Raw genomic sequence first — 20,720 nt, forward strand, 5'->3', positions numbered from 1 at the left:
GCGCTCGTTAACGCATTCGAAAGGAATTGGTTCAACTAACGCCCGGACAAGCATCCACGGCCTCAGTTGGCTGAGGCCGTGGAGGTTGTGCTTTAGTCGCGGAACTTGCTGTCGAGTTCGTTGATGGCGGCGACGTTGGAGGCGCTGCGGCCGTTTTCGTCGAAGGTCTGGGCGAGGTAGGCATCGGCGATGGATTTTGCGACTTCGCTGCCGATGACGCGCGAGCCCATGGTGATAATCTGGGCGTTGTTGGAGAGGGCTGCGCGTTCCGCCGAATAGGTGTCGTGGCAAAGGGCGGCGCGGATGCCGGGGACCTTGTTGGCGGAGATCGACACGCCGATGCCGGTGCCGCAGACGAGGATGGCGCGGTCGTATTTGCCGGCCAGCACATCGGCGGCGACGCGAGCCGACAGATTGGCGTAGAATTCGTCCGAGCCATCGGTGGGCTTGGAGACTTCGGAGACCTCGTGGCGGTCCTTCAGGTATTCGGCGAGGACGTGGGCGAGCCCGTTTCCGGCGCTATCGCCAGCGATTGCGAGTTTCATGGGTTTTCTCCTTCGTGTGTGAACTGGATATGGGGTTGATCAGAGAACGGCGCAAACACGGACCAGGATGTCGAGATAGCCGGTGACATTCCAGGCCGAGCGGCCGATGAAGAGGCCGTCGATATGGTCGCAGGCCGCGAGTTCGGCGCAGTTGCCGGGATTGACGGAGCCGCCGTAGAGGCACGGCACGCGGCGCCCGAGGATGCCCTCCGCGACCTTGATGATCTCGGCCTGGCGGGCGTCTGCATAATCGGCTTTCGCGGGGATGCCATTTTCACCGATGGCCCAGACGGGTTCGTAGGCGAGCAGCAGCGGTGCTGTCCGCTGTTCGGCGCTGAGCTTGCCCAGCGCGCCGCGCACTTCGGCGGCCAGAACCTCGTCGGCGCGGCCGCTCTCGCGGTCGGCCAACGTTTCGCCGATGCAGATCAGCGGGATCATCCCGTGCCGCACGGTCGCCTCGACCTTGAGGCCGACCGTCTCGTCGGTTTCGCCAAAGAATTCGCGTCGCTCGGAGTGGCCGAGTTCGACGACATCCATGCCGCAGTCGACCAGCATCAGCGGCGAAATCTCGCCTGTCCAGGCGCCGGATTCAGCCCAGTGCATGTTCTGGGCACCGACCTTCACTGCACTGTCCTTCAGCATCGCCTTGACTTCGCGGATAGAAGTGAACGGCGGGATGACGAAACATTGCAGGCGCGGATCGTTGACGATCTCGGCGCTGGCAAGCCCCTCGGCAAAGCTGCGCGCCTCTGCGAGCGTCTTGTTCATCTTCCAGCTCGTGCCGATCCAGAAAGGCGTCTCGGTCATGGTCTTCTCTCCCGGCGCTAAAGGTTGCGCCCAAATTCATGCTGCTAAGGTGACAACCGGCGCCGTCAAGGCGGTGACCGGCTAGAGGTTGAGGTCGGCAATCCCGGTGTCGATGTGCGGTGCCCAGAAGGCGATCGACTCGGCGATCTGCTCGATTACCTGCCGGTCGTTGGGCTCGCGCTCCTTGAACGACAGCTCCAGGCAGATTTCATTGTCTTTCGCGCCACCCTCGGCGAAAGCGGCCAGCAGCGGCTCCGGCTGCACACGCCCCTTGGCGTTGAATTCCGCCGTGAACGGACGGTGGCCGCCCTTGTCCATCAGCGATTGCTTGATGTGGATGATCGGCGACACCGGCGGCGCCGCGCGTGCCCAGGCATAGGGGTCGATATCGTCCGGATTGCTGCTGGTGACATCGCCGTGGTCGATATCGGCCATCATCCACATCGGCACCGCCATGTTGGCGGCGGTCAGGCGATCCTGAAGGGCAAAGCTGGCGGCGATGGTTTCGCCGAACTCGCGGCCGATCGACATCGGCTCCCAGAACACGTAGCTCAGACCCGCTGCCTTGGCATGCTCGGCCACTTCGGCCCAGCAATCGATGGCGATCTGAATCAGCTCTTCGCGCCGCGCCGCATCGTCGAAATCGCGATAGGTGAAAATGGCAAACTGCGTGCCGACGGAGCTGCCGCCGAGATCTGCGGTGATGTCGGCGAAGGTCTTGAACCATTCGACATAGTAGCGCCGGACATCCGCATCCGGATGGCCGAAATGGTTGAGGCGGCCATAGGGCCCTGTCATGCCGGAGGTGATGCATACGCCGGTACGGGTCAGGGCGGCGCGCATGTCGCGCGTCAGGCGCCTGATGACGGCAGCTGGCCAGGATGGGTTGATGAACTCATGCGTCAACTGCACATCGCGGATCTTCAGGTCATGTGCGATTGTGCCGATCAGGTCGGCCGGCTCGGCGTAGCGGTTGACCAGCGGGTTGGTGTTGAGCGACAGCGTCAGCCCCATCGGTAGCTCCTGTAAACGGCGCGTGGCCGATCTCGTCGACCACGCCTGTAAAAAATCGAAGCGCTCAGGCCGAGCGCGCCATCTGCCCATCGAACCAGGCGCCGAAAGCGGCCTTTTCGTCGGCACTCATGTGCAGGCCGTGCTTGGTGCGGCGCGTCAGGATATCTTCCGCCGTTTCGGCCCATTCCTGCTCGATCACGTAGCGCACTTCTGCCTCATAGAAGTTGGGCCCGAAACATTGGCCGAGGGCTGCCACCGATGTGGCACCGCCGATCAGCTTCGATGTGCGGGCGCCATAAAGGCGGGCATAGTGGCGGGCGAGCCCGCGTGGCAGCCAGGCATAATCGCGCTGCAGCTTTTCGAGAAAGCGCGGCACGTCGGCGCCCTCGATGTCGCCACCCGGCAGGATACCCTTGGCCGTCCAGTCAGGTCCCATCTTTGGGAAGGTCGCCTGCAACTTCTGGATCGCGTGCTCGGCGAGCTTGCGGAACGTGGTGATCTTGCCGCCGAAGACATTCAGCAAGGGCGCGCCGCCCGTCGTGTCTAGGTCGAAGACGTAGTCGCGGGTAACGGCGGAAGGGTTACCCTTGCCGTCGTCGTAGAGCGGCCGGACGCCGGAGAACGTCTGCAGCACATCCTCGCGGCGGAGCGTCTGCTTGAAGTAGCGATTGACGGCGTTGAGCAGGTATTCGATCTCGCTCTCGTCGGCCGAAACGGCTTCAGGCGCACCTTCGTAGGGGATGTCGGTGGTGCCGATCAGGGCCTTGTCGCCCTCGTAGGGGTTTATGAAGATCACGCGCTTGTCGTGGTTCTGCACCAGATAGGCTTGCGGTCCGTCCCAGAATTTCGGTGTGATGATGTGGCTGCCCTTGACCAGGCGAACGTTGCGGCTGGAATTGGTGCCGGCGACGCGGCCGATGATGTCGTTGACCCAGGGGCCCCCGGCATTGACCAGAGCCCGTGCCATGACGACGCGCTTGGCGCCGGTGCGCGTGTCGGTCATCTGAACCCGCCACAGATCGCCCTCGCGCCGGGCGGAGTTGCAGACGGTGCGCGTCAGCACTTCGGCGCCGTGTTCGGCGGCGTCCTTGGCGTTCAGCACGACCAGTCGGGCATCGTCGACCCAGCAGTCGGAATACTCGAAGCCCCTGGTATATTCGTCCTTGATCGGCGCGCCTTCCGGATCGCGCCTGAGGTCGAGCGTACGGGTTGCCGGCAGTTTCTTGCGGCCGCCGAGATGGTCGTAGAGAAACAGGCCGAGGCGTACCAGCCAAGCTGGCCGGTCATTGGGGCTGTGCGGCAGCACGAAACGCATCGGCCAGATGATGTGGCTCGCCGAATTCAGGAGCACTTCGCGCTCGATCAGGGCTTCGCGGACCAGTCGGAATTCGTAATATTCGAGGTAGCGCAACCCACCATGCACCAGCTTGCCGGAGCGCGACGACGTGCCCTGTGCCAGGTCGTCCTTTTCGCAGAGGATCACCGACAATCCACGGCCTGCAGCATCGCGCGCGATGCCTGCGCCATTGATGCCGCCACCGATGATGAACATGTCTACCGTTTGAATATCGCTCATCTGCATTCTCCTGCGGCACGTGCCAGTGTCTTGTTCCGGTTCTGCCGGATGTGATTGTCGATCGGGGTCATTCTCGTGAGGATCATGCAGCCGGCACCTGCTGAGCCGCGAGCAGGTCCCATATGGGCTCGAGTGCCTCGCGCGCCTGCCTGTAGGCTGGAAACGTCCGGTCGTAGACCGGCACCAGCGACGGGTCCGGTGCTGTACCCGCGCCGAGCAAGGGCGTGACCCATTCGGCGATGCAGGCGTTCATGTCGGGGTAGACGCCGACGGCCACTGCCGCCATCATCGCCGCACCGGCAGCCCCCGCCTCCTCGCGCGCCGAGACGCGGACACTGGCGCCGGTAGCCGCAGCAAGCACGCCGCCCAGTGCCTTGGAACGGGCAGCACCGCCCGTCAGCCGCAGTTCGCGCGGCAGTGCACCCATCGCCACGTAGCAATCCCGCGCTGCCATGCCGAGACCCTCGATAACGCTGCGCAGGAGATCGGGATAACGATGGCCGGCATTCAGCCCGATGAAACCGGCGCGCGCGCTGGCGTTGACGAACGGGCCTCGTTCTCCGGCTTCGGAGATGTAGGGGTGATAGAGAACGGCGCCAGGCCGGCTCGCCGCCATCCAGTTGTCGATGCGGGCGACCATCTCTGCGTGGGAAGGTGCAGTGCCACCCTCGCCGATCAGATCGGCGGCCACGTGCAGGATCCAGTCGAGATTAAGTGTCGCTGCCATGTTGGTCTGCATCTGCGTCACCATGCCTGGCACCGGCAGAGCCATGATATAGCCCGTTCCCTCGGCATTCAGTTGCGCATCGGCTGTTGCGACCGGACGCATGTGAACGCCGGTCGAGCCGATGACGGTGCAGGCGGCATTGAGGTCACCGGTCCAGACGCCTGCCCCCATGCCGGTCATCACCATGTCGACATAGCCGAGGCTGACAGGCGTGCCCTGCTTGAGGCCAGTTGCGGCAGCGGCGGCTGCCGTTAGCGGATGCGTTACCTCGGTTCCGTCGATGATTTCCGGAAGCAGGTGCCGGCGTGATGAAAGCCCCAGCGCCGCAATTACACCGTCGTCATAGGCGCGGCTGCGAAAATCGCCGAAGGTCCAGCACGCTTCGGATGGGTCCGTGGCACGAACCCCGGTGAGATTGAGATAGAGCCAGTCCTTGCAATGCAGCGCCACTTCGGCGCGGTCGAGCAGTTCGGGCGCGGTGGCAGACATGTGCGCAATCTGTGCGCCCTGCTGGCAGGTATTGAGGCCGGTTCCAGTGGTCTCGAAGCGCGCGCGCTCGCCGGATGCGCCGACCAGCTTTCTGACCGTTGGCGCTGCGCGCGCATCGAGCCAGATCCAGGCATCTCCGACCGGGGTATCGCCGGCGCCCACCAGCCAAGTGCCATCACCCTGTGCCGTTACGGCGACAGCGGCAGTCCGCGCGGCAAGCCCCGGCACCTTTTCGCCAAGTCCCCGGAGTGCGGCGGCACATTCATCCCAGGTTCGGGCAAGCGGTTGCGTCGCCGAACCGTCCTGTCCCGAATTATAGCGGTTTGCCACCGATGCCGAGGCGATCTGCCGTCCGGCAAGATCGAATGCCACGGCCTTGATCACCGAGGTGCCGGCATCGATGCCGACGAGGATGTCCTGTCCGGCATCAGCCATGGAACTTGGTTCCCGTTTCGGTGCGGCTCGATATCATGCTGTCGTCCATAGAACTCTCCCCCCTCGCCCGTCCCTCAGGCCAGGTCATCTCGCAGCAGCGCTTGCGCGGTGCGTTCGTCAGTGATCAGTCCGCTCAGCAATCCGCTTTTCATCACCGCAGCGATCGCCCCGACCTTGTTCTTGCCGCCGGCAATCGCAACGATGCGCCGGCCTTTCATAGCATCGAGACCCGGCGACAATGTTCGCGCCGACAGCGATGTCTCGACTGCCTTGCCGGTCTTGTCGAAGAAATGCCCGAGCACTTCGCCGACGCCTCCAAGTTCGCGGACTTCGGCGATCTCCGCCGCCTCTATCATATGCGACGCCACCAGCTGCGCGTCCGGCTCGACGGTGCCGATGCCGACGATCATCGGATCGGCGCCTGCCGCAAGTTCGAAAATCTCGCGCACGCCGCGTTGCGACAGGAGAACCTCGCGATCCTCCACGGTGTTGGCAAACAGCGGGATCGGCATGACGTAGGCGGCTGCCCCCGTCTTCTCGGTGAGGCGATGCATCACATCATGCGGGTTTGCCGCATAGTTTCGTGTTACCCCGCCGAGCAACGATACGAACCGTACCCGGCCGGCATCGAGGCGGGCCATTTCCTTGACGGCCGCCGCCAGCGTCCGGCCATGGCCGATGCCTATCACGCCGCCGTGGAAGTTCTCGATCTCGCGCTGCAGAAAGCCGGCCCCGGCCATGCCGAGTGCCTTGAGAGGCAACCCCTGTTCATGGAGATCAGGAACCACTTCCGCGTAGGTGAGGCCGTAGTCGCTCTCCAACCGGCGCTCGAGTGTCACGCACTCCGCGATGTCGCCTTCGATCGTCACCTTCACGGCGCCATTCTGGTTTGCGCGGGCGATCAAGCGGTGCGCCTTGACGCTGGTGATGCCGAGGCGGTTGGCGACTTCGGATTGCGTCAGGCCGGCAGCGTAATGAAGCCAGGCCGCGCGCACGGCGAGGCTGTCTTCATTGTCGCGCTTGTCGGCAAATCGCGCCATGTGCTTTCCGACGCCTCCGGGTTCAACTGAAATTATTGTCGCTTAGCGTAATTTTTTGCACGTTTTTATAACATAAGTCAACATTATCACATGTCGTATTTGGGGGAATTTCGGATGGGCTGCGAGCGGTCCCGCTCTTGCAAGTCTCCCTTCCATCACGCGGTAGTCTGAATGCTCAATCAGGTCTTACTAACCCGAATTTGCCAATAAATGCATAAATACTGGGCATTTGAAGCGGAAAATTGCCATGGATTGACGAATTTTGCATACCGAATAGACGCATCTCGTGCGCAATGCGGTATAAGTCCAGTGTATCCTGAGCCTCCGCATCACGCTCTCGTGTTGCACGCTCGGCCCGGAACTTTGTTTTTTGTGCTCTGTAAGGGTTCCGAGGTAATTGACAACATCCTGGGTATATCACATATTGAAAGTGGCTGATAACATAAATATACCACAGCCGGTATCGGCGGGTTGAGGAAACTCCGCTTCAAGTGACATTCATAATGCAGAGGGTTTTCCATTTGGAGCCTGACGCAATCCGCCGCTTGGAGGAGGGGCGACCATGCAAGTTTCAGCGCCTCACCCCGTTCGTCTTCATCGTTTCGCTGCCCCTGTCGCCATTGGCAGTGCGCTCTGGCGCGGCAGCCTCTCCCCTTCCCGCATCGTCAAGTCAAAGGTGGTCACACCATGAGCAATCTGGTCGGTACCTCGATACCCAATCCTCCCAAGCCCCGCCTCGGCCTGATCATCGGTTCCGTCGCCATCGTCGTGCTGGTCGCTGCCATGGCGCTCGATACCAAGGTGGTGAAGATCGGTTCGGAGGCGGGCGCGCAGCCCAATGCGTTCTCGCCCGAAACATTCGGTTCGACCGAGTTTCCGAAGATCCAGGCGGCTATCGAGAAGCGCGCAGTCAGCGCGGACACCTTGGCAACGGCGATTGCAGCGAACAAGGACGCGGCGGCTAAGCAGTACGGCGTACCCGGTGGTGTAGGGCCCGAAATTTCGGTCAAGTTCACCGGCGTCGTCGGTGCGGCCAAGTCCGGCATCTACACGGTAGCAGTTCCCGGCGTTCCGAGCACGGTGACGATCCGTGTCCAGACTGGGCCGGCGATCAACGGCACCGACCTGCGTGATTCGACCGGCACCGTGACTTTCGACCAATTCACCAACCAGATCGAATACCAGAATGCCGGCTCGGCCCTGAACAAGGAAATGAAGGCGCAGGTGCTCTCCAAGATCGACACTGCCAACCTCACCGGCAAGACCGTGTCGGTCGTAGGCGTCTTCCAGCTCATCAACCCGAACAGCTGGCTTGTCACGCCGGCCAAGCTGGATGTCCAATGAGCGCCGCCCTCAAGCCCGCACCGCAGAACGGCGACATCGTTCTTTCGGCTCATAACGTCGCCAAGTCCTACGGCAACGTTCATGCCCTGAAGGGCGTCAATTTCGATATCAGGCGCGGCAAGGTGACGACGCTGTTTGGTGAAAACGGCGCCGGCAAGTCGACGCTGATGAAGATTTTGTCTGGTGTGGTGACGCCGACCTCCGGGGATATCGTGCTCGATGGCGAACGCGTGGTGTTCAATTCATCGACGGATGCCCGCGATCGTGGCATCTCCATCATCCACCAGGAACTCAGCCTGGCGCCCAACCTGAGCATCCGTGACAATATCTTCATGGGTCGCGAGATCAGGGGCCCGATGGGCGTCGATTTCGCCGAGGAAGCCCGCCAGGTCAAGGCGCTGATGGCCGATCTCAACGAGGTCATCGATCCGATGACCCGCGTCGAGGAGCTCAGGCTCGGGCAGCAGCAGATCGTCGAGATCGCCCGCGCCCTTTCGGTCGATTCCCGCATCCTGATCATGGACGAGCCGACATCGGCGCTGAGCGCTACCGAGGTCGAGGTGCTGTTCAAGGTCATCCGCGATCTCACCAGCCGCGGCGTATCCATCGTCTATATCTCCCACCATCTCGAAGAAGCGCTGCAGATCACCGACTATGCGGTGGTCCTGCGCGATGGAGCCATGACGGCCAAGGCCGACGTCAAGGACATCGATCTCGAGTGGATCGTCCGCAACATGGTCGGCGAAAACTTCGATCTCGGCTCGCCGCCATCGGGCTACGAGTTTGGCGATGTCGCGTTGTCGGTCAGCGGCGTCAGTGTCGCCGATGCCACGGGCACCGGCTACTCCGTCGTCGATAACCTGTCGTTGGACGTGCGCGCCGGCGAGATCGTTTGCATCTACGGATTGATGGGCGCCGGTCGTACCGAGCTGCTCGAATGCGTTGCAGGTCGTGTCCCGTCGACCGGCGGCAAGGTGATGCTCGAAGGCCAGGACGTGTCGAAGCTCAGCATCGCAGATCGCATCGGTCGCGGGCTGGCGCTTGTTCCCGAAGATCGCCAGCGGGACGGGCTCGTCCAGACGATGTCGGTCGGTACAAACCTGTCGCTCGCCAGCATCGGCACTTTCGTCAAGGGCATGCTGCTGTCGCACAGCCGCGAAAAGGCGCTGATCGACGACTCCATCCGCAATGTCCACATCAAGACGGCGGGCGGCGGCGCGCCAATCGGGTCGTTGTCTGGCGGCAACCAGCAGAAGGTCGTCATCGGCAAGATTCTCGCCACCCATCCCCGCGTCATTCTCCTCGATGAGCCCAGCCGTGGCATCGATATCGGTGCCAAGGCCGAGGTCTTCAAGTTGCTCGCCGAACGGGCAGCGCAGGGGCTTGCGGTGGTGTTTTCGACATCGGAAGTCTCGGAATGCCTGAGCATCGCCCACCGCATCATCGTGATGAGCAAGGGCAGGATCTCGGCGCAGTTCGGGTCCGACGCAACAAAAGAGCAGATCATGGCCGCCTCGGGCGAAGCCGTGATCGAACAATGACGAAGAAGAACGGAGCCATGACCATGAGCGAAGCTGGTCCATCCCGCACAACCACCAAGCCTAGCCTCTTCAGCGGCGGCTTCGATCTCGGCCGCCTGCTGCTCGAGGGGCGCGCCTTCTTCGCGCTGATCCTCATCATCGTCGTCTTCTCGATGCTATCGCCCTACTACTTCTCGACCGCCAACTTCCTGACGATGGCCTCGCACGTCGCCATCTTCGGCATCCTCGCGGTCGGCATGCTGCTGGTGATCCTTAACGGCGGCATCGATCTGTCTGTGGGCTCGACGCTCGGCCTGTCCGGCTGCATCGCCGGCTTCATGATGCAGGGCATCACGCTGAAGGTGTTCGGCGTCATCCTGTTTCCGCCGGTCTGGGTTGTCGCCGTGCTGGCCTGCTGCCTTGGCGCGCTCGTCGGGCTGGTCAACGGCGTGTTGATTGCTCGCTTCAAGGTTCCAGCCTTCGTGGCGACGCTCGGCGTCATGTACATGGTGCGCGGCGTCGCATTGCTGATGACCAACGGCCTCACCTACAACAACCTCGGCGGCAAGCCCGAACTCGGCAATACCGGCTTCGATTGGCTCGGCTTCAACCGGTTGGCCGGCGTGCCGCTCGGCGTCGTCGTGCTCGTCGTCATCGCGTTCCTTGTCAGCGTCATGCTCAACCGCTCTGCCTTCGGCCGCTGGCTCTACGCTTCCGGCGGTAACGAGCGGGCTGCCGAACTTTCGGGCGTTCCGGTCAAGCGCGTGCAGATCCTGGTCTACGTGCTCTCCGGCGTCTGCGCCTCGATTGCCGGCCTGATCCTGTCCTCGCAGCTGACGTCGGCAGGACCGACGGCCGGTACGTCCTACGAATTGACTGCGATTGCTGCCGTCGTCATCGGCGGCGCGGCGCTCACCGGTGGACGCGGTAATATCCGCGGCACGCTGCTCGGCGCCTTCGTTATCGGCTTCCTGTCCGACGGTCTGGTGATCATCGGCATCTCGTCCTACTGGCAGACGGTTTTCACCGGCGCGGTCATCGTGCTCGCGGTGTTGCTCAATGCCATCCAGTATAGCCGCCGCGCCAAGAAACCCGTCTCGACGGGCGGCCAGACCACTTCTCCGCAACTGGGAGGTAAAGCGTGAAGGCTTGTTCCGCAGCCGAGAAGAATACCGGGTAACCGGGCACTACCATCAACCAAGGAGGAAAGTTTCCATGTTCAACAAGACAAGACTTCTCATGCTGTCGGCTGTCGTTCTCGCCGGACCGCTTATGGCCGCATCGTCCACCTCGGCATTTGCCGACGGCCTGATCTCGATCATCGTCAACGACCCGGCCAACCCCTACTGGCTGACCGAAGGCAACGTTGCTGCTGCCGAAGCCAAGAAGCTCGGCTATACCTCGAATGTCGGCGCCCACAAGGGTGATACCAACACCGAGAGTAACCTGATCGACACCGCGATCACCAACAAGTCGGTCGCGATCATTCTCGATCCGGCCAATGCCAGCGGTTCCGTCGGTGCCGTCAAGAAGGCCGTTGCCGCTAACATTCCGGTGTTTCTGGTCAATGCTGAAATCAACCAGGCCGGTCTTGCCAAGGCACAGCTCGTGTCGAACAACGCCCAGGGCGCTGCCCTCGGTGCGCAGGAGTGGATCAAGTCTGTCGGCGACAAGGGCAAATACGTCGAACTGCTCGGCGCGCCTTCCGACAACAACGCCGCAACCCGTTCTAACGGCTACGAGACCGTGCTGACCCAGTATCCGGACCTCGAAAAGGTCGGTTCCGACGTTGGCAACTGGGATCGTACCCAGGGTCACGACAAGATGCAGAACCTGCTGCAGGCCCATCCGGACATCACCGGCGTCATCAGCGGCAACGATGAAATGGCACTGGGCGCTATCGCTGCGCTGAAGGAAGCCGGCAAGCTCAAGGGCATCAAGGTCGGCGGCTTCGACGGTTCGCCGGATGCTGTGGCTGCCATCAAGGCCGGAGAACTGCAGTACACCGTTCTGCAGCCTGTCGCCGTGTTCTCGGCAAAGGCTGTCGACCAGGCAGATTCGTTCCTGAAGACGGGCAAGACCGGTGTCGACACCGAGAAGCAGCTCTTCGATTGCCTGATCATCAACAAGGACAACATTGCCAAGTATACGGCACCGTTTACTCTGTCCGAATAATCCGACTTTGGGGGCGGCCTTCGGGCCGCCTCCTCTCTTCATGACGAAAGCCCGGGATAGCCCGACTTGTCCACACTCTAGACCGTTGGCATGTCAGTCGCGACGCATTACCGTTTGTGACGACGCCCTGTTCGCGTCATAGATGATGGACGCCGGGCGGGACAACCGCCCAAGTGAACTCGAGCATGCCGGCCCGAACGTGATGATACTGTCCTCGCAGCTGCTGAAGACGACGGGTGATGTACATGATGCCTCTGCGACGTTGCTCGTGGTCGCATCCGACGGCGTGGCAGGCGTGGGCCGGTGATCATGGCTGACCACGACGATACCGGCGAAGCTGCGGACAATCCACTGATGCAGGAGCAGGTTCCGAGCGACACGCGGCTGGCGCGCCAGCTGGCCCGCCGCCAGCAGATGACCGAGACCGTCATGGCGGAAGGCTCGGTACGCATCGAGGATCTGGCCGAACGCTTCGGTATCAGCCTGATGACTGCCCACAGGGATCTCGACGAACTCGTCAGCCGTGGTATCCTGCGCAAGACGCGGGGCATTGCCTCGGCGGCGCCGACAAGCCTGATCGAATCCAGCGATGTCTACCGCTCCAGTCGCCAGTCGGTCGAAAAGCGTGCGCTGGCGCTTGCGGCAATGCGCTTCGTCGAGCCCGGACAGGCGATCTTCTTCGACGATTCCACCACTGTGCTGCAGATGGCGCAATTCCTGCCCTCCGCCGTGCCGCTTACCGTCATCACCAACTCGCTGACGCTGATGAACGATCTCAAGGGTATCCGCGACCTGACGTTGCTCGGCCTTGGGGGCCAGTACTACAACTGGTGCAATGCCTTCATGGGCCGCATGACCACCCATGAGATCTCGCAGCTGCGGGCCGACACGTTGTTCATGTCGATGTCTGCGATCACCGACGATATCGTCTTTCACCAGTTTCTCGAGATGGTCGATACCAAGCGGGCGATGTTCGATTCCGCCTCCACCCGCATCCTTCTCGCCGACAATACGAAATTCGACCGACGTGCCCTGCACGTGTTCTCGCCGCTTACCGATTTCGACATCGTTATCGTCGACGACGGTACGCCGCCGGTCCATATCGCCCGCATGCGCGACAAGGGCATCAATGTTGTTGTGGCTCCGACGCGCGGCTCAAGCCATGCATCCGCGCTGAAGCGATACGATCCCCAGGCCCGATAGCTCTCTGTCACGTCACTGAAACAAGGCGGTTGAAGCACCTTTTTACCCTTTGCTAAATGTAACATCACTTGACGTGAACTTACCATGTTTATATGATCCAGTGATGTTGCAGCTGTGGTACGAGCGCTCGTCTTGACGCTCCCGCACCCGGTCGTAAAAGGGAGCGAAAACCATGCCCAGCCTGCTAGGGATCGACAACGGCCTGACTGTCACCAAGGCGGTCATCTTCGATATCGACGGGACGCAGCTTTCGGTGGCGCGACGCCGGGTGCCGCAGTCGATACCCCGGGCGCGCTTTGTCGAGCGCGACATGGCAGGCCTCTGGCAGGCGACAGCAGAGGCGATATCGGAGGCGATAGCCCTTTCCGGCCGGCCGGCCGACGACATCAAGGCCGTTGCCGCCACTGCCCACGGCGACGGGATATATCTTCTGGACCACGCTCTCCAGCCGCTCGGCCCCGGCATCCTTTCGCTTGATAGTCGCGCCGGCGGTATTGTCGACCGCTGGTCGGAAGGATCGCTGTTTGACGAAGCGCTGGCCCTGACCGGCCAGGTGCCGCATGCATCTGCGCCATCGGCCTTGCTTGCCTGGTTGAAGGAAAACGATCCGGAGCGGTTCGGCCGCATCGGCCATGTTCTCGCCTGCAAGGACTGGCTGCGCTTCTGCCTCTCCGGCACGATCGGCACGGACCGGACCGAGGCAAGCACGTCCTTCACCGATGTCAGGACGCAAGCCTATTCGGCCGAGGCCTTGCGCATCTACGGGCTGGAGCAGGTGGAAAGTGCCCTGCCGCCCGTCGCAGATTCCAGTGATATCGTCGGCCATGTCACGGCCGCGGCCGCAGCTCTTACCGGGCTCGTCGAGGGCACCCCCGTTGCCTGTGGCCTGCACGATGTCACTGCTTCTGCGCTCGGCATCGGCGGCCATGTCGAAGGTGTGATCAGCATCGTTGCTGGCACCTATTCGATCAACGAGGTCGTCTCGGCGGAACCGCTCACCGATCCCCGCTGGTTCTGCCGCAACGCCATTGCGCCGGGCCAGTGGAACGCCATGTCGATTTCTCCGGCCTCGACGGCCAATTACGACTGGTTTCTCGACACCTTCTGCCGGAAGGAGCAGGACGCCGCCGCCACTGAGGGTGGCTCCATTCATGCGCTGCTGGCAACCGAGATCGACGCGGCGCTGCAGCGGCGCTCGACGATCCTCTTCCACCCCTATCTGTTCGGTTCGCCCTACGGCAATCTTGCCAGCGGCAGCTTCCTCGGCCTGCACGGCTGGCACGACCGGGGCGACATCCTGAAGGCGGTGCTGGAAGGGATCGCCTTCAATCACCGCACCCATGTGGATGCGCTCCGTGACGGCTTCTCCTTCACCCAGGTGCGGCTGACCGGAGGGGCCTCGCGCAACCCCGCCTTCGCCCAGATGTTTGCGGATATCCTGAACCTGCCGGTGACGGTCACCTCGACGGACGAGCCGGCGGCCTTCGGCGCCGCGCTTTGTGCCGGCACTGCCATCGGCGTCTACGCCTCTCCGCAGCAACCGCATCTGACCGTCGGCGCCACCAGCCGGACCTATCAGCCGGATGCCGCCCGCAGCGCCGTGTTCAACGAGCGCTTTAGCCTTTACTCGCGCCTCGCCGAAGCCCTGAAATCGGAATGGCCGGCTATCGAGCGGCTGGGCATGCCGACGGAGACCGTCGCGTGATCAAGGCCGACGAACGGCGCGAGGAAATCGCCAACTATGTCATAAAGTGCGGTCAGGTGCGCATCGATGATCTCGTGACGCATTTCGGCGTGTCGCGGATGACCATTCACCGACATATCGAGCAGCTGGCCCAGCAGGGGGTGTTGCGAAAGCTGCATGGAGCCGTCACCGTGCAGCCCTCCGGCATCTATGAAAGCACGTTCCGCTACCGCATGACAGTCGGGCGGGCCGAGAAGGATGCACTGGCCCGCGCCGCGCTGGAATATGTCGAGGCCGGACAAGTGGTGATGCTCGATGATTCCACCACGGCCAGCGCCGTGGCGCCGCTGCTGGCCGAGATCAAGCCGCTGACGGTCATCACCAACAGCGTGTCGACGGCCGAAATGCTGATCCATGTCGAGGACATGGATTTCATCTCCCTCGGCGGCCAGTATCACCGCACCTACAACGCCTTTATCGGCCTCGTCACCGAGAATGCCATCTCGCGGCTGCGCGCCGACATCCTGATCTGCTCCACCTCGGCCATCACCGGCACGACCGGGTTCATCCAGGACCAGCAGGTCGTGCGGGTCAAGCAGGCGATGATGGCCGCCTCCCGCCGCCGCCTGCTTCTCGTCGACCATGGCAAATTCGACAGGATGGCGCTGCACGTGTTTGACGAGCTGACGGCATTCGACGCCGTGCTGGTCACCGACGGCATCGCCGACGCAACAACGCAAAAGCTTGAACAGGCCGGTGTACGGCTGAAAATCGTAAGGATGGCATCATGACTTCCCCGGAAACAGCATCGGTCGATTTCGCCAGCCGCCTTGCGACGATGACCGCCGATGGCAGTGTCGATGTCGTCATCCTTGGCGCCGGCATCAACGGCGCCGGTCTCTTCCGCGATCTCTGCGCCCAGGGTATCAGCTGCCTGATCGTCGAAAAGACGGATTTCGGCGCAGGCACCAGCGCCGCACCTTCGAGGCTGATCCATGGCGGGCTCAAATATCTCGAAACCGGTGAATTCGGCCTGGTGGCGCAATCGACTCTCGAGCGCAATCTGCTTTTGAAGAACGCTCCCCATTGCGTCACCGCGCTGCCCACGATCATTCCGATCTTCTCCTGGACCAAGGGCATCTTCGCGGCGCTGCGCACCCTGTTCGGCTCCACCAGCGCACCCCGCAGCCGAGGCGCGATCCTCATCAAGATCGGCCTTTCCATCTACGACTATTACGGCTCGCGCGACCGGGTCATGCCACGCCACAAGCTTATCGGCCGCAAGCAGGCCCTGCGCGACATTCCGGCCATGACAAAGTCAATCGTCGCCACCGGCACTTACTACGACGCCAAGATCAGCCACCCGGAACGGCTGGTGCTGGAGCTGGTGACCGATGGCCTCGATGCCAATCCGCGTTCCGCCATGGCGAACTACACGACGCTGACATCCGCCAAAGACGGTGTCCTGACCTTCCAGCCGGAGAACGGCCCAGCCTTTTCAATGCGGCCGAAGTTCGTCGTCAACGCCGCCGGGCCGTGGATCGACCATGTTAACGCCGCCCTCGGCGCGCCGTCGAAAATGATCGGCGGCACCAAGGGATCGCATATCCTCCTGAAGCACGACGAACTGCTGAAGGCGCTGAACGGCCGGATGATCTACTTCGAGGCCGATGACGGGCGTATCTGCCTCGTCTACGACTATCTCGGACTTGCGCTGGTCGGTTCGACCGATATCCCCGCAGACAACCCCGACAGTGTCGTCTCGGAGCCGCAGGAAATCGACTATATGATCAACAGCCTCCGTGGACTGTTGCCGGGCATGACCTTCGATCACAGCCAGATCGTCTACGCCTATAGCGGTATTCGCCCGCTGCCGGCCTCGAACGCATCCATCCCCGGTCTGATCAGCCGCGACCATTCCGCACCTGTCGCCGAACCCGATAAGGCCCGCCCCTTCCCGATCATCTCGCTGATCGGCGGCAAATGGACGACCTTTCGTGGTTTTGCCGAAGAGGTGACCGACACCATCCTCAAGCGCATGGGCGCCAGCCGCAAGACCACGACGCGCGCCATGCCGATAGGCGGCGGTAAAGACTTTCCCACCACCGCTGCGGCCCGTGCCGAATGGTTGAAGCGGGAAAGCGCCGAGACCGGCCTCGATATCCCTCGCCTCGACCAGCTCCTGACGCGCTACGGCACCAAGGCCCGGGAGATCGCCCGCCACCGCGGCAAATGGACGGACCGTGACCGCTTGCCGGATTCGACGGATCACAGCCTCGCGGAAATCGACTACATCCTCCAGAACGAGGGTGTAGAGCACCTCTCCGACATCGTCATGCGCCGCACGACGCTCGCCATCACCGGATCGCTGACGCTGAACGACCTGCAACGGATCGCAGCCACCGTAGCCGTGATGCGCGCCTGGGATGAGACGCGGGTGTCAGCCGAGATTGAGGCGGTAACGACACAGCTCGCCAAGAGGAACCATATGCGGGTGAGGTGAGGTTGGTGGCGGGAGGTGGTGCCGGATATTGCCAATGGGCAAGAATCTTGCCGAATAGACAGTCGTTCACAGGAGACAGCATCGCCTCGGCAGCCGTGCTGCACCAGAGGCGATCATCGCGTGTTCGAAAAGTGAACCTTGCTAGGCTTTGGAATAACAGGGTTCTGGACCTGGGTGTCGCTCCAGATGAGTTCTCGACCATCCACCGATGTCACTTCGAGGCGGGAAACAAGAGCACCGTTCTTCTTGTCCACCAGTGAAGATCGCTCTTCCTCGGGAGCGAACAGATTTTCTTCACCCCACTGGCGAAGAGCCACGATGACGGGGAACAATCTGCTTCCCTTGGTTGTCAGCACGTATTCCCGATAGGCTGTGCCATCCGAGGCAGGCGCAGTTTCAAAGATTCCACGCTTCACGAGGTCGCGCAACCTGCTCGCTAATACGCCCTTGCCGATACCCAATCCGGTCTGGAATTCGCTAAAACGGCGGGCGCCATCAAATGCGTCGCGAATAATGAGCAAAGACCACCAATCCCCTATCACATCCAAGGAACGCGCTACCGGGCACCCTGAATCCCAAAGACTGACGCGCTTGACCATCGGCTCTCACTCCATGCAATCATTCTGGTTCTAACTTAGAACTAGAAATAACGCAATCCAGCGGGTCTCATGAACAACAGGATTGAATTCATGCAGAGGATTGCAAGATGGAAGACGGATCGACCTACGCGGCACTCGGACAACAGGTTAAGGGCTTGTCAACCACGCAGACATTGATCGTCGCAGCATCCGCGGGTCTAAGCGTGGCGAATGTCTATTATGCCCAGCCACTGCTCGATATCATGGCACTTGATTTTGGGATGTCATCCGCGGCCACTGGATCTATCGTCACGCTCACGCAGATTGGCTACGGACTGGGCTTAATCTTCATCGTACCGATTGGCGATCTTTTTGACCGTCGATGCCTTATCGTCGGCCAGGGCGTCCTTTCAGCAATTGTCCTGATGGTCGTGGCGACAGCCCGGACGGAGACAATCCTGTTTTCTGGCATGGCCGCCATGGGGCTTCTGGCTGTGGTCGCACAGGTTCTTGTCGGATACGCCGCCGCGTTGGCAACGGTTGCCCAGCGAGGCAAGGTTATCGGTACGGTCACAAGTGGCATCGTGATGGGCATTCTTGCCGCACGATCCATTGCTGGTTCGGTGGCCGACCTCGGCGGTTGGCGTGCGGTCTACATGCTGTCTGCAACGCTTACCCTGTTGATGGTCTGCCTTCTCTTGCGGGCCTTGCCTTCACATCATCCTGAACAGAGGTCAGAAACCTACATTTCTGCGGTCAGCTCGGTGCCGATCATGATCCTGCGTGAACCGGTACTGCTTATCCGAGGCATCCTCGCACTGCTCATTTTTGCTGCGTTCAGCACGTTTTGGACAGCGCTCGTTCTTCCCCTTACAAATCAACCTTTCTCCTACAGCCATACCCAAGTCGGTCTGTTCGGCCTCGTCGGGCTGGCAGGCGCGGTTGCTTCGACATATGCGGGCAAGCTGGCCGACCGAGGACATGCCCATTGGACAACGGGAATTTCCCTGTTGCTCCTGCTGATATCCTGGGGCTGGATCGCCTTTCTTCCAGTTTCAATTCCAATACTGCTGATTGGAGTGGTTTTACTCGATCTGGCAGTTCAGGCGGTGCATGTCACCAGCCTGAGCATCATCGTAGCCTTGAATTTGCAAAAGAGCGGTCGTCTGATCGGAGGCTACATGGTCTTCTACTCAGTCGGCAGTGCGGTCGGGGCAATTGCAACGACAGCGATCTATGCCCGTTTTGATTGGTCAGGTGTCAGCGCGCTGGGAGCAACGTTTAGCCTTGGGGCATTGGCACTATGGTTAGCCACATCTCGGTTCTCGAACATGGATCGGGGAGTCCATTTCCCTGATGGGACGGGCTAATGGCCGCTGTTGGCCGATCGCGCTCACCCGAGACTCCCGCGCCACCCCCTCCTTCACCTCCCATAACAGCCATCGCAAAGCGTGATGGCTCCTGAGCGTCCGGGGTGGAACGTACAGGGCTCCACAACCGTTCTCGTTATGACAATTCCATTTTGGAGAGCATACGATGGTTAAGGCCTTGATAGTCTCAGGCGCTCTTGCGCTTACAACTCTTACCGTTATCGGCTACGCAGCGAGTGCATCCGGTGCGGGTGCGGCTGGTGTCGAGACGATGGCTGCGCCTCCGGGTGCGGTGGTCTCGTTTGTCGAGGGGCAGCCTAACCCGGTGTCGACAGCACTTGTCGAGGAGCCCGTGGTCGTTGGGCAGGCGCTCTCGTCGCATGTGATCCTGGTGCCGGTGCCGGACAATGCGAATTACGCCTATGCGATCGTCAACAACCAGCGGGTGATCGTTGAGCCCTCAAGCCGCAAGGTAATGCAGATCATTCCTTGATCGGCTACTGCAGGCAGTCATGACAAACCCGCCGGTCGCCCGGCGGGTTTGTTCGTTCTGGAGGTCTATCAGTGCTTGCCGAACGACTGGTCGAGCAGGCCGCCGTCCGCGAAATATTCTTTCTGAACCTTGTCCCATGAGCCAAAGACGTCTTCGACCTTCAGCAGCTTGACGTCGGGGAAATCGGCCTTGAACTCGGCGGTGACGGCGGGATCGTTCACGCGGTTGCCGTTTTGCGCCAGGATCCGCTGGCCATCGCCTGTGTAGAGAAAGTCGAGGTAGGATTTGGCTACGTCGCGGGAGCCACGCTTGTCGACGACCTTGTTGACGATGGCGACCGGGAATTCCGCCAGCAGGCTGACTGCGGGCGTCACCACGGCGACCTTGTCGGCGCCGAACTGTTTGGCGATACCGCGCGTCTCCGCCTCGAATGTCACCAGCACGTCGCCGATGTCGCGTTCGACGAAGGTGGTTGTTGCAGCGCGACCGCCGGTGTCGAAGACCGGTACGTTGCTGAACAGCTTCTTGGCGAAGGCAGCCACCTTCGCATCATCGTTGCCATAGGCCTGCTTGGCGAAGGCGACGGCGGCAAGATAGGTGTAGCGGGCATTGCCCGATGTCTTCGGGTTGGGAAAGACGACCTTGACGTCGTCACGCACCAGATCGTCCCAGTTCTTGATGTTCTTCGGGTTGCCGGCCCGCACCAGGAAGGACGGAAAGGAGTAGAAGGGCGAGGCGCCGTTCGGAAACTGCTGCTTCCAATCCGCGGATACAGCGCCCTTTTCGGCGAGGTGGTCAATATCGGTCACCTGGTTGAACGTCACCACGTCGGCATCCAGTCCCTCGATGACGGCACGCGCTTGTGCGGAAGATCCGGCATGGGACTGCTTGACCGTGATGTCCCGGCCGGTGTCGGCCTTGTATTTGGCGACGAATGCCTTGTTGACCGCGACGAAAAGCTCGCGGGAAACATCGTAGGATGCGTTGAGGATCTTGTCCGGCGTTTCGGCCATAGCCGCGCCGGAAAGAGCAGCAGCCAAGGCTGCGCCGAACATCAAGGACCGATACATGAAAACCCCCGGGAAATTCTGAACTATGCCGCAAAATTATGCCAACCCACCTCGCGATACGAGGTATGGATTGGCATCGCTGGCCGCGACTTGGAAAATATTGCTCATTCATCCACATAAACGGGATGGGTATGCTGCAGCGCTATT

18 protein-coding genes are annotated in these 20,720 nt (G+C 61.5%); 10 read left to right on the forward strand and 8 right to left on the reverse strand.

The features are described from left to right. Positions 1-92: 92 nt before the first annotated feature. The 6 genes from EQW76_RS14230 to EQW76_RS14255 form a co-directional block, all read right to left on the reverse strand. Positions 93-545 (reverse strand): RpiB/LacA/LacB family sugar-phosphate isomerase, encoded by a 453-nt coding sequence (locus EQW76_RS14230; RefSeq protein ID WP_142825031.1) that lies wholly within the window; start codon positions 543-545, stop codon positions 93-95. 39 nt (positions 546-584) lie between these two features. Beyond that, entirely contained in the window at positions 585-1,352 is a 768-nt protein-coding gene (locus tag EQW76_RS14235; protein ID WP_142825032.1) for a triose-phosphate isomerase, read from the reverse strand. 81 nt (positions 1,353-1,433) lie between these two features. Then, positions 1,434-2,366, reverse strand: a complete 933-nt coding sequence (locus tag EQW76_RS14240; protein ID WP_142825033.1) for a TIM barrel protein — start codon at positions 2,364-2,366, stop codon at positions 1,434-1,436. Positions 2,367-2,430: 64 nt separating this feature from the next. After that, positions 2,431-3,942: a glycerol-3-phosphate dehydrogenase gene (locus tag EQW76_RS14245; RefSeq protein ID WP_142825034.1), complete on the reverse strand. Its 1,512-nt coding sequence runs from the start codon at positions 3,940-3,942 to the stop codon at positions 2,431-2,433. An 82-nt stretch (positions 3,943-4,024) separates the two neighbouring features. Beyond that, positions 4,025-5,593: an FGGY-family carbohydrate kinase gene (locus EQW76_RS14250; RefSeq protein WP_142825035.1), complete on the reverse strand. Its 1,569-nt coding sequence runs from the start codon at positions 5,591-5,593 to the stop codon at positions 4,025-4,027. Positions 5,594-5,667: 74 nt separating this feature from the next. Further along, entirely contained in the window at positions 5,668-6,633 is a 966-nt protein-coding gene (locus tag EQW76_RS14255; RefSeq protein ID WP_142825036.1) for a sugar-binding transcriptional regulator, read from the reverse strand. Positions 6,634-7,320: 687 nt separating this feature from the next. Here EQW76_RS14255 and EQW76_RS14260 point away from each other — a divergent pair. The 8 genes from EQW76_RS14260 to EQW76_RS14295 all read left to right on the forward strand — a co-directional run bounded on the left by EQW76_RS14260 (position 7,321) and on the right by EQW76_RS14295 (position 17,062). Beyond that, entirely contained in the window at positions 7,321-7,977 is a 657-nt protein-coding gene (locus EQW76_RS14260; protein WP_142825037.1) for a DUF2291 domain-containing protein, read from the forward strand. Beyond that, the gene (locus EQW76_RS14265; RefSeq protein WP_142825038.1) at positions 7,974-9,518 is read left to right on the forward strand and encodes a sugar ABC transporter ATP-binding protein; all 1,545 of its coding nucleotides are present in this window, start codon (positions 7,974-7,976) and stop codon (positions 9,516-9,518) included. The genes EQW76_RS14260 and EQW76_RS14265 overlap by 4 nt, the downstream gene beginning before the upstream one ends. A 23-nt stretch (positions 9,519-9,541) precedes the next feature. After that, entirely contained in the window at positions 9,542-10,642 is a 1,101-nt protein-coding gene (locus EQW76_RS14270; protein ID WP_143122946.1) for an ABC transporter permease, read from the forward strand. Between the two features lie 70 nt (positions 10,643-10,712). Continuing rightward, positions 10,713-11,672 (forward strand): D-ribose ABC transporter substrate-binding protein, encoded by a 960-nt coding sequence (locus EQW76_RS14275; protein WP_142825039.1) that lies wholly within the window; start codon positions 10,713-10,715, stop codon positions 11,670-11,672. 309 nt (positions 11,673-11,981) lie between these two features. Beyond that, positions 11,982-12,875, forward strand: coding sequence for a DeoR/GlpR family DNA-binding transcription regulator (locus EQW76_RS14280; RefSeq protein WP_142825040.1), 894 nt, complete (start codon positions 11,982-11,984; stop codon positions 12,873-12,875). A gap of 172 nt (positions 12,876-13,047) precedes the next feature. Continuing rightward, a complete protein-coding gene (locus EQW76_RS14285; RefSeq protein WP_142825041.1) occupies positions 13,048-14,580 on the forward strand; it encodes an FGGY-family carbohydrate kinase in 1,533 nt (510 codons plus the stop codon). Further along, positions 14,577-15,350 carry a DeoR/GlpR family DNA-binding transcription regulator gene (locus EQW76_RS14290; protein WP_142825042.1) on the forward strand — a complete coding sequence of 258 codons (774 nt, stop codon included), beginning with the start codon at positions 14,577-14,579 and terminating at the stop codon, positions 15,348-15,350. The genes EQW76_RS14285 and EQW76_RS14290 overlap by 4 nt, the downstream gene beginning before the upstream one ends. A 47-nt stretch (positions 15,351-15,397) precedes the next feature. Further along, positions 15,398-17,062 (forward strand): glycerol-3-phosphate dehydrogenase/oxidase, encoded by a 1,665-nt coding sequence (locus tag EQW76_RS14295; RefSeq protein ID WP_224128037.1) that lies wholly within the window; start codon positions 15,398-15,400, stop codon positions 17,060-17,062. A 113-nt stretch (positions 17,063-17,175) separates the two neighbouring features. Here EQW76_RS14295 and EQW76_RS14300 read toward each other — a convergent pair whose 3' ends face one another. Continuing rightward, complete coding sequence (locus tag EQW76_RS14300) at positions 17,176-17,661, reverse strand: helix-turn-helix domain-containing protein (RefSeq protein ID WP_142825044.1); 486 nt, start codon at positions 17,659-17,661, stop codon at positions 17,176-17,178. Positions 17,662-17,768: 107 nt separating this feature from the next. Here EQW76_RS14300 and EQW76_RS14305 point away from each other — a divergent pair, with 107 nt between their 5' ends. Both EQW76_RS14305 and EQW76_RS14310 read left to right on the forward strand, forming a co-directional pair. Beyond that, on the forward strand, positions 17,769-19,010 hold the full coding sequence (locus EQW76_RS14305; protein WP_142825045.1) for an MFS transporter: 1,242 nt from the start codon (positions 17,769-17,771) through the stop codon (positions 19,008-19,010). Between the two features lie 166 nt (positions 19,011-19,176). Next, positions 19,177-19,503, forward strand: coding sequence for a DUF1236 domain-containing protein (locus EQW76_RS14310; protein WP_142825046.1), 327 nt, complete (start codon positions 19,177-19,179; stop codon positions 19,501-19,503). A 68-nt stretch (positions 19,504-19,571) separates the two neighbouring features. Here the strand turns inward: EQW76_RS14310 and EQW76_RS14315 are convergent, their stop codons facing one another. Continuing rightward, positions 19,572-20,573 carry a sulfate ABC transporter substrate-binding protein gene (locus EQW76_RS14315; RefSeq protein ID WP_142825047.1) on the reverse strand — a complete coding sequence of 334 codons (1,002 nt, stop codon included), beginning with the start codon at positions 20,571-20,573 and terminating at the stop codon, positions 19,572-19,574. Positions 20,574-20,720: the final 147 nt, after the last annotated feature.

The organism is Rhizobium sp. rho-13.1, assembly GCF_007000305.1.
In the GTDB taxonomy this organism is placed as follows: Bacteria; Pseudomonadota; Alphaproteobacteria; order Rhizobiales; family Rhizobiaceae; genus Rhizobium; species Rhizobium rhododendri.

What these genes read in the sequence shown, in the direction of transcription:
- EQW76_RS14230 (WP_142825031.1), bottom strand. Translation starts at nt 545, where the DNA reads ATGAAACTCGCAATCGCTGGCGATAGCGCCGGAAACGGGCTCGCCCAC.
- EQW76_RS14235 (WP_142825032.1), bottom strand. Translation starts at nt 1,352, where the DNA reads ATGACCGAGACGCCTTTCTGGATCGGCACGAGCTGGAAGATGAACAAG.
- EQW76_RS14240 (WP_142825033.1), bottom strand. Translation starts at nt 2,366, where the DNA reads ATGGGGCTGACGCTGTCGCTCAACACCAACCCGCTGGTCAACCGCTAC.
- EQW76_RS14245 (WP_142825034.1), bottom strand. Translation starts at nt 3,942, where the DNA reads ATGAGCGATATTCAAACGGTAGACATGTTCATCATCGGTGGCGGCATC.
- EQW76_RS14250 (WP_142825035.1), bottom strand. Translation starts at nt 5,593, where the DNA reads ATGGCTGATGCCGGACAGGACATCCTCGTCGGCATCGATGCCGGCACC.
- EQW76_RS14255 (WP_142825036.1), bottom strand. Translation starts at nt 6,633, where the DNA reads ATGGCGCGATTTGCCGACAAGCGCGACAATGAAGACAGCCTCGCCGTG.
- EQW76_RS14260 (WP_142825037.1), top strand. Translation starts at nt 7,321, where the DNA reads ATGAGCAATCTGGTCGGTACCTCGATACCCAATCCTCCCAAGCCCCGC.
- EQW76_RS14265 (WP_142825038.1), top strand. Translation starts at nt 7,974, where the DNA reads ATGAGCGCCGCCCTCAAGCCCGCACCGCAGAACGGCGACATCGTTCTT.
- EQW76_RS14270 (WP_143122946.1), top strand. Translation starts at nt 9,542, where the DNA reads ATGAGCGAAGCTGGTCCATCCCGCACAACCACCAAGCCTAGCCTCTTC.
- EQW76_RS14275 (WP_142825039.1), top strand. Translation starts at nt 10,713, where the DNA reads ATGTTCAACAAGACAAGACTTCTCATGCTGTCGGCTGTCGTTCTCGCC.
- EQW76_RS14280 (WP_142825040.1), top strand. Translation starts at nt 11,982, where the DNA reads ATGGCTGACCACGACGATACCGGCGAAGCTGCGGACAATCCACTGATG.
- EQW76_RS14285 (WP_142825041.1), top strand. Translation starts at nt 13,048, where the DNA reads ATGCCCAGCCTGCTAGGGATCGACAACGGCCTGACTGTCACCAAGGCG.
- EQW76_RS14295 (WP_224128037.1), top strand. Translation starts at nt 15,398, where the DNA reads ATGACCGCCGATGGCAGTGTCGATGTCGTCATCCTTGGCGCCGGCATC.
- EQW76_RS14300 (WP_142825044.1), bottom strand. Translation starts at nt 17,661, where the DNA reads ATGGTCAAGCGCGTCAGTCTTTGGGATTCAGGGTGCCCGGTAGCGCGT.
- EQW76_RS14305 (WP_142825045.1), top strand. Translation starts at nt 17,769, where the DNA reads ATGGAAGACGGATCGACCTACGCGGCACTCGGACAACAGGTTAAGGGC.
- EQW76_RS14310 (WP_142825046.1), top strand. Translation starts at nt 19,177, where the DNA reads ATGGTTAAGGCCTTGATAGTCTCAGGCGCTCTTGCGCTTACAACTCTT.
- EQW76_RS14315 (WP_142825047.1), bottom strand. Translation starts at nt 20,573, where the DNA reads ATGTATCGGTCCTTGATGTTCGGCGCAGCCTTGGCTGCTGCTCTTTCC.